14 protein-coding genes and 2 pseudogenes are annotated in these 12484 nt (G+C 55.2%); 8 read left to right on the top strand and 8 right to left on the bottom strand.

Features of this window, described 5'->3' with window-relative positions; translation table 11 throughout:
• Positions 1–54: 54 nt before the first annotated feature.
• Complete coding sequence (locus KFK14_RS22115) at positions 55–1770, top strand: TonB-dependent receptor (protein WP_212609146.1); 1716 nt, start codon at positions 55–57, stop codon at positions 1768–1770.
• A 156-nt stretch (positions 1771–1926) separates the two neighbouring features.
• Here the strand turns inward: KFK14_RS22115 and KFK14_RS22110 are convergent, their stop codons facing one another.
• The 7 genes and pseudogenes from KFK14_RS22110 to KFK14_RS22080 all read right to left on the bottom strand — a co-directional run bounded on the left by KFK14_RS22110 (position 1927) and on the right by KFK14_RS22080 (position 6744).
• The gene (locus tag KFK14_RS22110; protein ID WP_212609145.1) at positions 1927–2160 is read right to left on the bottom strand and encodes a hypothetical protein; all 234 of its coding nucleotides are present in this window, start codon (positions 2158–2160) and stop codon (positions 1927–1929) included.
• A 19-nt stretch (positions 2161–2179) separates the two neighbouring features.
• Entirely contained in the window at positions 2180–2773 is a 594-nt protein-coding gene (locus KFK14_RS22105) for a tyrosine-type recombinase/integrase (RefSeq protein WP_212609144.1), read from the bottom strand.
• Between the two features lie 40 nt (positions 2774–2813).
• On the bottom strand, positions 2814–3674 hold the full coding sequence (gene istB / locus KFK14_RS22100; RefSeq protein WP_212608798.1) for an IS21-like element helper ATPase IstB: 861 nt from the start codon (positions 3672–3674) through the stop codon (positions 2814–2816).
• Positions 3671–4932, bottom strand: a pseudogene (gene istA, locus KFK14_RS22095) (IS21 family transposase). Before istA ends, istB begins: the two are co-directional and overlap by 4 nt.
• Before the next feature lie 150 nt (positions 4933–5082).
• Positions 5083–5349: pseudogene (locus tag KFK14_RS22090) on the bottom strand (helix-turn-helix domain-containing protein); the annotation flags it as partial.
• A 115-nt stretch (positions 5350–5464) separates the two neighbouring features.
• Complete coding sequence (locus KFK14_RS22085) at positions 5465–5704, bottom strand: hypothetical protein (protein WP_212609143.1); 240 nt, start codon at positions 5702–5704, stop codon at positions 5465–5467.
• Positions 5705–5931: 227 nt separating this feature from the next.
• Positions 5932–6744, bottom strand: coding sequence for a metallophosphoesterase family protein (locus KFK14_RS22080; RefSeq protein ID WP_212609142.1), 813 nt, complete (start codon positions 6742–6744; stop codon positions 5932–5934).
• Positions 6745–6948: 204 nt separating this feature from the next.
• Between KFK14_RS22080 and queC the strand changes: the two genes are divergently transcribed.
• The 4 genes from queC (at position 6949) to KFK14_RS22065 (ending at position 10000) form a co-directional block, all read left to right on the top strand.
• The gene (gene queC, locus KFK14_RS22075) at positions 6949–7638 is read left to right on the top strand and encodes a 7-cyano-7-deazaguanine synthase QueC (protein ID WP_425516640.1); all 690 of its coding nucleotides are present in this window, start codon (positions 6949–6951) and stop codon (positions 7636–7638) included.
• Between the two features lie 10 nt (positions 7639–7648).
• Positions 7649–8281 carry a 7-carboxy-7-deazaguanine synthase gene (gene queE / locus KFK14_RS22070; RefSeq protein ID WP_212609141.1) on the top strand — a complete coding sequence of 211 codons (633 nt, stop codon included), beginning with the start codon at positions 7649–7651 and terminating at the stop codon, positions 8279–8281.
• A 289-nt stretch (positions 8282–8570) separates the two neighbouring features.
• Positions 8571–8843 carry a protease-associated domain-containing protein gene (locus KFK14_RS24150; protein WP_246524736.1) on the top strand — a complete coding sequence of 91 codons (273 nt, stop codon included), beginning with the start codon at positions 8571–8573 and terminating at the stop codon, positions 8841–8843.
• Positions 8831–10000 carry a M28 family peptidase gene (locus KFK14_RS22065; protein WP_246524735.1) on the top strand — a complete coding sequence of 390 codons (1170 nt, stop codon included), beginning with the start codon at positions 8831–8833 and terminating at the stop codon, positions 9998–10000. Before KFK14_RS24150 ends, KFK14_RS22065 begins: the two co-directional genes overlap by 13 nt.
• 248 nt (positions 10001–10248) lie before the next feature.
• On the opposite strand, the gene KFK14_RS22060 is transcribed toward KFK14_RS22065, so the two are convergent.
• Positions 10249–11034, bottom strand: coding sequence for a Ros/MucR family transcriptional regulator (locus KFK14_RS22060; RefSeq protein WP_212609140.1), 786 nt, complete (start codon positions 11032–11034; stop codon positions 10249–10251).
• Positions 11035–11399: 365 nt separating this feature from the next.
• Between KFK14_RS22060 and KFK14_RS22055 the strand changes: the two genes are divergently transcribed.
• From KFK14_RS22055 to KFK14_RS22045, 3 genes are read left to right on the top strand one after another with little or no spacing between them, the layout of a single operon-like run.
• Positions 11400–11543: a hypothetical protein gene (locus tag KFK14_RS22055; protein ID WP_212609139.1), complete on the top strand. Its 144-nt coding sequence runs from the start codon at positions 11400–11402 to the stop codon at positions 11541–11543.
• Between the two features lie 56 nt (positions 11544–11599).
• On the top strand, positions 11600–12262 hold the full coding sequence (locus KFK14_RS22050) for a lasso peptide biosynthesis B2 protein (protein WP_212609138.1): 663 nt from the start codon (positions 11600–11602) through the stop codon (positions 12260–12262).
• On the top strand, positions 12262–12471 hold the full coding sequence (locus KFK14_RS22045; RefSeq protein WP_212609137.1) for a hypothetical protein: 210 nt from the start codon (positions 12262–12264) through the stop codon (positions 12469–12471). The genes KFK14_RS22050 and KFK14_RS22045 overlap by 1 nt, the downstream gene beginning before the upstream one ends.
• Positions 12472–12484: the final 13 nt, after the last annotated feature.

The raw sequence follows: 12484 nt of genomic DNA, 5'->3' as shown, positions 1-12484 counted from the left end.
GGCGGCCTCATACACGTTATTACCAAAGAGCCTGGCGACGTCGCGGCAATCGACATGTCGGCGAGTTATGCAAATTATGACACGGTGCAGGCGAATTTCTACGGCTCAACTCCGTTGACTGACACAGTCGCGGTCAATTTCGCGGCCCTTTACATCAACCAGGGAGACGGCTGGGGACGCAATCTTTTTACCGGGCAAGAGGCGTTCCGGTTCAAGGACATTGGCTTTCAGGGGAAGCTGCAGTGGAAGCCCGGCCCCGAAACCAAGATCACGCTACGCGGCTTTTACGACAGGGTGAAAACGGACCAAAGCAACGCGGTCGCAATGTACCCGGGATCTGTAGGCACCGATGGCTCCGTTTATAGGGGCGAGTATCTGATCAACACCCGCCTGACGCCATTTACGCGGCAGCGGCAGTATAATTTGTCCCTTAAGGGCGAGCACCGGTTTGACCTTGCTACTTTGACGACCGTTACGGGGTACATCAACAACCGGTCCCCCAGCCTCCAGACTCAAAGCCCTGTTCTGGGCCAACCTGCCGCGGGGCAGGGGGCCATCAATCTCGGCTTGTTTCAGACTGCCAAAACCTTTAGTCAGGAACTTCAGCTGACGTCGAATGCCGAGGGTCCTTTCCGCTGGATCACTGGCCTCTTCTATTACAGCGACAAGACCATGATCCAGACGCAGGTTTATGGAACTTGTGTTGGTACCGCCTGCACAACGCCAGTTCCTACTCAAACAAATGGTTTTCAAGACACAAAGTCCTACTCTGCCTATGCAGAAGGCACCTACGATCTCACGGAATCAACGCACCTCACCTTGGGCATTCGATATACGAGCGATCACAAGACGCTTGATGGGACGTCCAGGCCGCTGCCGGGGTTCCCGAACTCGCCGTCTGTACCGCCGGGTACGGTACTGTCGACGCCGAATACGATCGATACTAGCGTCACCTTCAACAAGCTGACCTACAAAGCTGTGCTGGCGCAGGACATCACCGACGACATTCACGCGTATGCCTCGCTCAACCGAGGCTTCAAATCGGGCGGTTATAACCCAACAGGTTTTACTAACCCTGCATCGCGCCCAGAAGTCTTGGACGCGTATGAACTGGGACTGAAATCCGAGCTTTTCGGGCGCGCGCTGCGTTTGAACGCTTCAGCATTTTATTATGATTACAAAGATATCCAGCTACGCACGACGGCGCCGCCAGCGCCTCCGGGCGGCACGATCCTCTTCAACGCTGCAGCGGCTCACATCAAGGGCATCGACGTTGACTTTGTAATTGTGCCGACGCGCGGACTGACCTTCACTGGAGGGTTCGAGATCCTTGATGCGCAGTACACGCGGTTCCCCGCGGGTATATGTACGACCCCTCGCCCGATCGGTGGGGCGGTGCTGGGTGGTACTGCAAGTGCAACTTGTAATTTGTCTGGGTACCGACTGCCGCAGGCGCCGAAGTTCTCGTTTTCGCTTGGTTTGACCTACCATGTCGAGACGCCGCTGGGCGGATTCGAATTCAGCGCGAGCGACGGGTATAAATCCAAATTTGCGTGGGAATCAGACAACAGGTTACAGCAAAAATCATATCACCTTATCAATGCGTCGTTGACCTGGCTGCCGACGGACTCTCAGTTCAGTTTGCAGGTTTTCGGGCGCAATCTGGGGAGCAAATACTATTTTGTCAGCGCTTCAAACGCGGGCGGAAACGACGGTCACATTCCAGGGGCGCCGCGAACTTATGGCGTGAGGGCGCGGTACAACTTCTAACCGCTTACAATCGGTCTGGTCGTTGCTGGCAGTGTCATTCGGGAGGCGATCCCATCGCTTAACTACGATGCGCACTGCCAGCTGCCTCTGAAATCGGCGGTATGAAAAGCGAGCTCGCCCGGATGGAGCTTAAGATCGGCAAGCTAGTCGATGCGATCAGCGAAGGCGGATCGGCCCGCGCGCTTGCGGGCAGAACTTCAGCGCCTCGAAGCGCGGCAGACCGAACTCGAGAGCGTTATCAGCCAAGCCGCCCCGCCGCCGCCGGTACTGATCCATCAGGCCCTTCTGCAACTCTACCGACAAAAGGTCTTGACCTGCGTGAGGGCTTACCGATCCGTCGCGCAATGCAGAAAGCGCTGCGCTCGTCCGTTCGCTGATCGAGGCGATCATCCTGATGCCTAGGGCTCTGTTACATATCATTGGCAGCTATCATCTCAGGCGCGCTAACCGGAACAAATTGTCCGCTGATGGCCGCAGCCACGCGCTTGGCTACCCGTTCGGAGGCTCGTCGCATTGGCTCCAGCTGAACATGCGCATAGATCGCTGTTGAGCGAGCATTAGCATGGCCGAGCAGTGACCCGGTCATCACCAAATTCTCGCCATGTGATACGGCCAGAGAACCGATTGTGTGTCGCAATGTGTGTGGCGTGATGTCATCCAGTCCCGACAGCTTCTTGACGTCCGGCCATATTTTGGTGGTGCCCTGGAAGAAGCCCTCGCCGTCTTCAGCGGGAAAGACATAATCGCTTTCGGGGCTCTGCTGGACCTTGTTCAGCAACAGGCGCGCACTCCACGGAAGTGGACGTATCGACTTCCCCGTCTTAGTGTCCTCGAACCGGAAAACGCCGTTTTCGAAGTCGACTTCCGACCATTTCAAGCCGGCAATTTCATTGCGGCGACACCCGGTTAGAGCCCAAAGCTTACAAATGACGATTGCCTTGGGATTGGCGCCGTTCTTTGCGATCCTGTCAACGGGCACCGAAGATTCCGCAAAAGTGGGCATCTAAAATTCCCTAGTTTGGCGGGAGGGTTGGTGTCGGTGATCAGCCGTGATGGAGATCGGGCTTTTCCTTTGCTGGCGGGCGGCCGCGCCGTTTCGGCAAGGGCGGTGGGTTGATGGACGGTGCCATGCGCGCATGCTCGGGCAGCAGGTCGGCGTGCTGTCGCATGCGATAGCTGGAGCCCTCGATCTGGACGACCACAGCGTGGTGAAGAAGGCGGTCGAGCAGCGCGGTGGCCACCACCGGATCGCCAAAGACATCACCCCATTCGGCGAAGCCGCGGTTGGATGTCAGGATCATGGCACCCTTTTCGTATCGGGCGTTGACGAGCTGGAAGAAGAGATTGCCGCCGCCGGGCGTGACGGGAAGATACCCGATCTCGTCGACGACGAGCAGGGAGGATCGGCATAGGAAGCGGATCTTCTCGCGCAACGTGCCCTCGCGTTCAGCCTTGGTCAGTGAAGCGATCAGATCGGCGAGCGGGATGAAGTAGACGCTCTTGCCCGCCTTCACGGCCTCGACGGCAAGGGCCGTGGCGATATGGCTTTTCCCGGTACCGGGCGGGCCCAGCAGATGCACCACCTCGGCCCGGTTGATGAAGTCCAGGCCAGCGAGCGCCAGGATGCGGTTCCGGTCGAGCGATGGCTGGAAGGAGAAGTCATATCCGTCCAGCGTCTTGATGATCGGCAGCCTTGCCATGCGCAGGGCTGCCTTGATCCTGCGGTTCTCCCGGAGCGACAGTTCTTCGTTCAGCAATATGTCGATGGCCTCGATGCCATCGATTTTGCCCTGCTCTATGCCGCGCAGGGTGGCGTCGAGCATCTCCAGGGCGCGTGGCATTTTGAGATGGACCAGGCTGCGGCGGATATTATCGACGCGGGATGCGGCACCCCCATGGTTCATGGCCGTTCTCCCCGCGCCAGTTGGCTGCCGATCGCTTGATAGATGGCCAGGGAGCGCACGGTGACATGCTCGCCTACACGACCGATGGCGATTACCTCTTTGCCATGGATACGGCGCTTGGCGCCGCTGCTGCCTGTCCGGTGCGCAGGATCGATCCTGTACTGCCGGCGCCCCCAAGAACCGGGTGCTCGGCAATGACCTGGCCCAGGTCTACGATCCGGATCTTGTCGGGCAACTGCTGGATTTCGACGACGCGCCGGGTGCGATCGGGAACGCTGTAGTAATTGCCGCCGACCGAGACCATCCCATCGTGGCTGACGCGGCGCTCCAGCTTCAGAACAGCGTCAAAGCGGCCCGCCGGGAGCAGCTGCAACTCAGGCTGCTCGGCGGCGAAGGCTTCAGCAATAATCCGCTGCGTCGTGCCGTGGACACGGACGTTGGCGACGGTATCGAGCCAGTCGATCAGCTGGACATTGAGATCGTCCAGATTGCGGAAGCTCCGGCCCAGGAAGAAGTCCTTGCGGATATAGCTGAATGGCCGCTCGACCTTTCCCTTGGTCTTGGCCCGATAGGGACGGCAGGCGCGCGGCACGAAGCGATAATGCCCGGCCAGAGCCAGCAATGATCGATTGTAGATGATGTGGCCCTGATCATCTTCCCCGGTCACAGCGGTTTTCATGCGATCGTAGAGGATCTCGATCGGGACGCCGCCGAGCGCTTCAAAGGCCTGCATATGACAGCGCAACAGGCTTTGGAGATCCTGATGCATGACGTAGCGCGCAAACAGGAAGCGCGAATGTCCCAGCACCAGGCTGAACAGCCAGACGATCCGGCTGACGCCGGGCTCATCGGTAAATTCGACGACGAACCGGGCAAAGTCGACCTGTGCCTGCACGCCAGGCGGCGTCTCGAACCGAACCTCAAAGGGCTTAGGCCCGTTTTCCGGCCGGATCGCTGCCAGGAACCGCTTTACCGCGGTATAGGCGCCCATATATCCCAGCTCACGGATTTCCCGCGTCAGGCGCGCCGCAGTCAGATCGGGAAAGGCCGTCACTCGCTCACGCAAAAATTCCAGATAGGGTGCCAGTTTGTTCGGTCGACCCAGCATGCGAGGGCCGTAAACCGGGGCCTCGATGCCCCGTTCGATATATTTTCGGATGGTCTTGGGATCGCGACCAGTGCGTCGGGCAATGGCGGATATCGATACACCCTGCCGATGTAGTTCGAGGATCATCATCAATTCTCCAAGTCGGATCATCGGCCCCGTCTCCGCGTCTGCAAAGGAGATGAGGACAATGTCGGCTCATCTCATTCTGCCGGGGCTAGCCCCGGCAGAATGAGATGAAGGGGCCACCAACTAGGGAATTTTCAAAGCCCACTTTTGCGGAGAATTGCACGACCGATGACATGGCCTGCCGGGTCGGGCCTCGTCCAGCAGCCCTTCAATACGGTCCTTGAGGAAGCGCCGACGCCATTTTCCAACCGTGTGTTCGTGCACGCCAAGCTCGGCAGCAACGACCTTGCTTCGGATCCCGTCGGCGCAGCGCAGGATGATGCGACATCGCTCTGACATCGAGCGCGCTATCCGCCGCCGACGGACCTGACGCTCCAGATATTCTCGTTCCTCGGCCTCCAAAACCAGAGGCGCCGTCGGTCGACCACCCGCGTTTGCCATGCTGCGCTCCCCATCCGAGAGCACAGCATACAATGAGGCTTACTTCAGTTCCAGATGACTAGACTGAGATCGCATTCGTGGAGGCTGCAGAATCTGGCTGGCGATGAAAAACGTGCTAGAGACTGTGTACCAGTTTCAGATCATCGTCGCGGCCTTCGATGCGGATCATGTCGGACGAGAGATGGGCAGCTTTTCGCTTGCTGCCGCGGGGAGCAGCGATGACTTTCGGCTTCGCTGCGAGTATGTCGGCGCCTATGATCCTAAGCACGGTGGCCCGGGCGCTGTCGATGGAGTTGAGCTCAATATCTGCGGGCGTGGCCCGGGATTTGAACGATGGATCGAATGCTGCGTACATATGATCCAGCTAAATAATTTTGGTTATTTTTTGATTAATGGGCATCGACATATTGCCGCAAAATCCGGACAATAGGCCAAGATTAACTTGGCTATCAGCCGGATCGAAGTGCGCAGCGCCAAAACGGAAACCCACAGCAGGTCGGTTTTTATCCGCATCTGTTTATAATCTGACGCACTATATCCGGATTGTCTCTAAAATGAGCGCACAAAGCTCACGGCCAGCGTTCAAGCTACCGCATGCTTGGCAGGTGATCCAATCGGTAACGCATCAATGGCAAGAGGCAACTCGCTCGTTTCAATTTTCCATTGTTGATCGCTCTCGAGACCCAATGCTGTGAGGCACCCGGTCCGATAAGCAGCCGTATCAATACCGATGCGGTTTGCAGAAAAAGTAGCCAGCGTCGTTTCACTGTGTCCGTGGACGATTACGGCTTCATGACGGCGCAGGCTGCTCAGGAAAGGCTCCCGAATCCACAAAAGATCCTCCGCTTTCTGCGCGTTCAGTGAGACCCCAGGCCGGATACCGGCATGAACAAAGAAATAGTCTCCATCACGATGGGTCAAAGGAAGTTTCGACAGCCATTCGATCATTCCGGCAGGAATCACATCGTGCATGGCGGCAATGAGTTCATGCTGATTTTCGCCCAGGCTTGCCGATCTAATTAGAATAGGATCTAATCCCCAACTCTCCAGCGTCGCACAGCCACCGAATTCCAGCCAGAAACGGAGTGCCCGGAGATCGCCGCTAAGCGATTCGAGCATGGCTTCCTCATGATTGCCTTTGAGGCAAATGATGCCCTCATAGTCCCGAAGGCTGTACAATAGATCGCACACCTCCGCAGACTTGGGCCCACGGTCGATGAAATCGCCCAATATGATAATCTTGGTTTTGGCGGTATTTCGCTTTTTCGAATCTTCCTCGATCCGCTTAAAAAGCTCAGCTAAGAGGTCGAAGCAGCCATGAACATCGCCAATCGCGTAAATGCGATGACCGTCGCTAATTTGCGTCGTTTTCTTGGTGATTCGAAAATAACCCATAATCTTCCAATTAACACGAGATTGTTATGGTACAAAGCAGCCGCAGCATAAGTTCGTTCCCAATCCGACACAATTCCGATGGTTGCACCCTGGTGTCGGTTGAAATGCGCATATCCAGCTTCGCATTCACGGAAGCGAGCGTTTTTGGGATTGGTTTCGCTAGGTGCCCTTGCACTTGGATGGTCCGGGCGTTAGCCCGAAATTATGAAATCAGACCCTAAATTTGCTGTTGTGCTCCTTTCGGGCGGGCTTGATTCGATGGTGGCAGCTGCGATTGCGCGCGAGGCAGGATATCGGCTTTTTGCATTAACAATCGACTACAATCAGCGCCATCGCGTGGAAATCCGAGCTGCAACCGCGATCGCGAAGGCGGTCAACGCAATTTCTCATATTGTTTTACCCCTCGATCTTACCGCTTTTGGCGGTTCGGCGCTCACGGCTGATATTGCCGTCCCGAAAGCAGGCGTGGGCTCGGATATTCCAATTACATATGTTCCAGCACGCAACACCATTTTCCTCGCTTTAACCCTCGGTCTGGCCGAGACATCGGGTGCTTCGGACATCTTCATTGGGGTGAATGCCCTTGACTATTCGGGGTACCCCGATTGCCGGCCTGAATTTATTGCTGCGTTTCAGAATTTGGCTTCACTCGCTACCAAAGCGGGGATTGAGGGAAGATCACCGCATATCAACGCACCGCTGCAGCATATGTCGAAAGCAGATATTGTCCGCGAAGCTTATCGACTTGGAATCGATCCTGGTCTTAGCTGGTCATGCTATGATCCCACACCCGCTGGTGAGCATTGCGGACTGTGCGATAGCTGTCGTCTGCGGTCGAAAGGATTTGCTGAGGCGGGATTGCCTGATCCCACTCGCTACGCGACGAATCCATGAGCGCGGACCAATGACATATGCAGTCAAAGAGATGTTTCTGACCCTACAGGGCGAAGGCGTTAGGGCAGGCCGACGCGCTGTGTTCATCCGTTTTGCCGGCTGCAATCTCTGGAGCGGCCGTGAAAAGGATCGCATGACGGCCGTCTGTCAGTTTTGCGATACCGATTTTGTGGGCACCGATGGCGACGGGGGAGGCAAGTTTATCGACGCGGCAGCGCTAGCATGTGCCGTTGCGGAAAAATGGGGCGAGGGCGCGCGCGATCGCTACACCGTTCTCACCGGCGGAGAACCGATGCTCCAGATTGATGACGCCTTGATCGACGCACTGCATATGCTGGGCTTTGAGATCGCAATCGAAAGCAACGGAACCCTGCCAGTACATCCAGGAGTTGATTGGATCTGCATCAGCCCGAAAGCGGGGAGCGCCGTTGTGCAACGATCCGGCGATGAACTCAAACTCGTTTGGCCCCAGCCAGGGAGCGATGTAGCCGACATGGAAACATGGCAGTTCGACAATTGGCTTGTGCAGCCACTCGACGACTCCAATAGGGTTGCCAATACGCAGGCGGCAGTGGATTTCGTTATGGAACGGCCACGCTGGCGATTGACACTTCAGGGACATAAATATCTGGGGTTACGTTAAGGCTAGGCCACCAATTGTCTTAGAAGCGTTCTCAGCCCGATCTGCTTGTGATATTCATCGGGAAGGCTACCCATGTTCAAATCTCCCATTGCCGCTTTTGCGGCTATTCTATTGGCGCCTGGTGTAGGCATTGCGCAGACCGTGCCGGCTTTTGATGTCGCTAGAGTCAGCAAGGATGTCAAAATCTTGTCGAGCGATGCCTATGAAGGCCGGAGCCCTGCCACCGCTGCTGAAACAAAGACGGTCGCCTACATCATATCTAGGATGAAGGCCGCTGGGCTACGGACCGTTGGAAGGGAATAGCCGCAGTTGGACTCAGGATGTACCACTGCTGAAATCTGAAATTATCGGAGCGCCGAAGCTATCACTCAACATCGGCGGCGTGCCGCGCACACTGACTCAAGGCGAGGATATTGCCGTTCGTGCCGCAATGACCGGCCAGCCAACTGTAGAGATTGCTGCCGCTCCCTTGATTTTTGTCGGCTATGGCGTTCATGCGCCGGAGCGCGAATGGGATGATTTCAAAGGCGTCGACCTCAAGGGCAAATCATGGTCGTATTAGTCAACGATCCTGATTTCGAGGGAGGCGACGGAGATTTCGGCGGTAAGATCATGACCTATTATGGTCGCTGGATTTACAAATATGAAGAAGCTGCGCGGCGGGGCGCAGCCGGAGTACTGGTTATTCACGAATATGCGCCCGCATCCTACGGTTGGACTACGGTCAAGAACAGTAACATCAACACCATGTTTGATATTGTTCGTGTCGATCCAAGCGCAGTGCACACGCCGATGGAGGCATGGATCCAGCGCAGCCTGGCCTTAGATCTGTTCAAGGCGGCGGGCATGGACTTTGATACGATGAAGGCTGCTGCGCGCAATAAGGCATTTAGGCCCATCCCTCTTAATTCAACGCTGACCGCCAATTACGAGGTAAAAGCAGAATCGATTATATCCAAGAATGTGGTTGGCCGCCTCGAGGGTAAAATACATCCTGAGGAAACGATCATCTATTCCGCCCACTGGGACCATCTCGGCGTCGGCCAGCCCGATGAAAAGGGTGATCGAATCTATAACGGCGCGCGGGACAATGCTTCTGGCGTTGCCACCCTGCTAGAATTGGCTCGCGCATTTGCAAAAGCCCCACCTACTGAATGTTCTCTTGTATTTCTTGCTGTGACCGCCGAAGAAAAGGGCCTGCTTGGATCCGAATATTATGCTGCTAATCCAATCTATCCGCTGGGTACGACCGCAGGAGTCATCAACATGGATGGCACGATCGGCCAAAGTGAGGCGAAAGACTTCACCATTTCGGGCGTCGCCAAACTGGGCCTGCTTGATTTGCTTGTGGAGCAGGGTGCGAAACTCAATCGTGCTTACACTCCAGATCCTAGGACAGAAGCAGGTAGCTTTTATCGTTCGGATCATTTCCCGATGGCGAAACAGGGGGTGCCTGCTATCTCCTTTGGACCAGGCCGCGATTTGCGGATTGGCGGAAAGGATCGAGGCAAAGCATTGTCCGATGCTTATACAAAAGACCGCTATCACCAGCCTGCGGATGAATGGAGCGCGGATTGGGATATGAGTGCGGTTAAGCCCGACCTGATCCTACTCTACAATACTGGGCGCGCCCTTGCAGAGAGCCGGATTTGGCCAGACTGGAGCCCGGATTCCGAATTTCACGCAACGCATGAGAAGAGTGTGAGCGAACGACCATAGAAAGATTGATCAACCCCTCCCTTTTCCAGAGGCGTCGGTAATTGTGCGATCCGCCAGGGGCGTAATCAGGTAATGTCTCCAATGGCGCAATTGCCCCGACGACATGGTGTAGTACCGTAGATCGCCTATATTTGCGTGGGGTATTCGAGGAAAAGGCTTTTCAGACAGAGGAACTGTTGGCCGAAGACATGCTAGCGGCCAACATGTATCGAATGACTTAGCGGCTTTTTTAGTCGCGGGACGAGCGGCTAATGCTTCTTGACAATTGGATTCACGGATGGGGCAGTAGGGTGGACAATCTTTTGTTTTCTCGCTCTCTTTGTCTTGACCTCTGTGGCGGTATTGGAAGCGCTGGTTTCCCTCTTTCTGCGTCCAGCCTTGGCTGACGTTGTGATAGCTTCCTTTGCCGGTTTTGCTGGATCGGCCTTGTCCAGGTTTAGCTTTAGCTTTGGCTTTCTCGCAGTTGGTGAGGCGCTGGCAGCTGCCGATGTGGCGGGTTCTGATGTGTTTGTCTCGCGGGATTTGACCGGTGCTTTGGCGACCTTCGCAGTGGTTGTCTTTCTTCGTGCGGTAGAAGCGGGCTTCGCCACTGGTGCCGTCGGCGCCTCCACCGGTTCCAATTGAATCTTGGCTCGGTTCCGACCCAGGCCCATGCGTGCGGCGACAGCGCGGCGCTTTTTAGAATAGTTGGACGCCACGAGTGGATAATCGGCAGGAAGATTGTAGCGTTCCCGATAGTCCTGAGGCGTTAGTCCATGTGTTCCCAGATGCCGCTTCAAGGTCTTGTATGATTTTCCATCGATCATGCTGATGATGCAATCTTGGGACGCGAGGCTCTCCTGCACGGTCACTGCCGGTGTGTAACCTGCCGCAGCTGATGTGCCTGGCTCAATCGAGGTGTCTTGCGCTAACGCTCTCCGGGTGGACAGGATAAGTCCTGCCAAGTCCTCACTAGCGACACTATTGTTCGATACATAGGCGCTCAACAATTGGACGACCAGATTGGTAAACGTGGGTTGATCGGTATCGGCCATTGCACCTCTCCTATTTGAGTTACCAAGCTGTTCACCCATACGGATGTACATGTCAAACTATTGCATACCGAATTGGCGGATATGACCGGTCTACGCTATCGTAATGATATGTCCTGATCGGATACCGGCTTCAGTTGTCCTTGGCATCAGTATCATTCTTATCGCCGAAACCCGAAAAAACATCAATATTATGGCGTATTGGCACATCTGGGAGAAAGCAGAAATCGCACTGCTTGAAAATCAGGGGATGATTGGTGATGATTATAATATAATTTAGAAATATAATTCATTATAAGCTCCAATATATAAGATTGTCATTTTATCTTTTTTTGGCCGCCATTTCTGCGGTCGAAAGGAGAAATATCATGACACGTACCAAGAAAATCGCGAGTGATGTGCTCATTCCGCTAGGCTCGGTTACGAGCCTGACAAAGGGCAATGGCTCAAGTCTAACTGCAGACGATAATAATCAGGGTCGCAAACAGGCGATGGGGCTTTCCCGCGATTAAAACATTGTGAAGCGCGCCGTCATCGCGGTGCGCTTCACCCTTGCGGAGGCTTCCAGATGTACAGACTTGGTGAAGGATTTGCCTATTGCTGCGCAGGCAGCCACGCGATTTTTCTCGATTTGACCCGCAACCATTATCTATGCCTAAAACCGCCGCTACAGGCCGCTTTTTCAAAGCTCGTTGAGCGGAAAGAATTGAACCAAGAAGATCACAATCAGCTGAATAATTTGCTGAATGTGGGGATCCTGACGCAGGACATAGTTGCCTCCCCTCTCACGCCGCCTTTCGTGATACCAGCGATGTCAACGGTTCGTGCCAGTAAGGTCTCCAGTTTTTCTCGGCCAGTTTTGAAAGCGCTTCTACAACGTATGAGTGCGAGCGCATCATTGCGGCTGCATGGGTTGGATCAGACTGTTAAAGCCCTGAAAAGACTTAAGGAAGAAATCCGGTTTCAAGGAGAAATCTACGCGCCAGAAGCGGAAGCGCAAGCTGCCTCCGCTTTCGAGGCGACGCATCTCCTTTTTTCCGCGAATGATCGGTGCCTTCCCCAAGCTATCGCACTGTTCCGTTCTCTCTTAGCAGCGCGACACTTGCCGCTGCTGATTTTTGGTGTGCGCATGAATCCTTTCAGTGCGCATTGTTGGGTGCAAAGCGGAGAGCGAGTATTTTGCGATTCAGCCGCTTATACACGGCAGTTCACGCCGATCCTGATAATCTAATGGCCGCGCGTTTCATCGCATACGCTTTTCGCGATCGTCAGGATGCCGCGATGATCGAGGCCTATAGACAAGCTCCTGAGACGCTACATCTCCTCTTTTGCTCTTCAAGACTTATGGTCTTTGGCAACATTGAATGCGCACCGGCGATCCTCACAAACAACGGCATTGTCATTGGTGATATTTTCGCCAAGCCGCATTTCGCCAAGTGAGAACGGCGGTGCA

The sequence above is a fragment of the Sphingobium phenoxybenzoativorans genome, from assembly GCF_018286635.1.
Classification (GTDB): domain Bacteria; phylum Pseudomonadota; class Alphaproteobacteria; order Sphingomonadales; family Sphingomonadaceae; genus Sphingobium; species Sphingobium phenoxybenzoativorans.
This window is presented reverse-complemented; position numbering and strand designations above follow the sequence as displayed.

Excerpts from the sequence above, each read along its gene's own strand:
- KFK14_RS22115 (WP_212609146.1), top strand. The coding sequence starts at position 55 with ATGTCGGCGAGTTATGCAAATTATGACACGGTGCAGGCGAATTTCTAC.
- KFK14_RS22110 (WP_212609145.1), bottom strand. The coding sequence starts at position 2,160 with ATGATCGCCTCGATCAGCGAACGGACGAGCGCAGCGCTTTCTGCATTG.
- KFK14_RS22105 (WP_212609144.1), bottom strand. The coding sequence starts at position 2,773 with ATGCCCACTTTTGCGGAATCTTCGGTGCCCGTTGACAGGATCGCAAAG.
- istB (WP_212608798.1), bottom strand. The coding sequence starts at position 3,674 with ATGAACCATGGGGGTGCCGCATCCCGCGTCGATAATATCCGCCGCAGC.
- KFK14_RS22085 (WP_212609143.1), bottom strand. The coding sequence starts at position 5,704 with ATGTACGCAGCATTCGATCCATCGTTCAAATCCCGGGCCACGCCCGCA.
- KFK14_RS22080 (WP_212609142.1), bottom strand. The coding sequence starts at position 6,744 with ATGGGTTATTTTCGAATCACCAAGAAAACGACGCAAATTAGCGACGGT.
- queC (WP_425516640.1), top strand. The coding sequence starts at position 6,949 with ATGAAATCAGACCCTAAATTTGCTGTTGTGCTCCTTTCGGGCGGGCTT.
- queE (WP_212609141.1), top strand. The coding sequence starts at position 7,649 with ATGACATATGCAGTCAAAGAGATGTTTCTGACCCTACAGGGCGAAGGC.
- KFK14_RS22065 (WP_246524735.1), top strand. The coding sequence starts at position 8,831 with ATGGTCGTATTAGTCAACGATCCTGATTTCGAGGGAGGCGACGGAGAT.
- KFK14_RS22060 (WP_212609140.1), bottom strand. The coding sequence starts at position 11,034 with ATGGCCGATACCGATCAACCCACGTTTACCAATCTGGTCGTCCAATTG.
- KFK14_RS22055 (WP_212609139.1), top strand. The coding sequence starts at position 11,400 with ATGACACGTACCAAGAAAATCGCGAGTGATGTGCTCATTCCGCTAGGC.
- KFK14_RS22050 (WP_212609138.1), top strand. The coding sequence starts at position 11,600 with ATGTACAGACTTGGTGAAGGATTTGCCTATTGCTGCGCAGGCAGCCAC.
- KFK14_RS22045 (WP_212609137.1), top strand. The coding sequence starts at position 12,262 with ATGGCCGCGCGTTTCATCGCATACGCTTTTCGCGATCGTCAGGATGCC.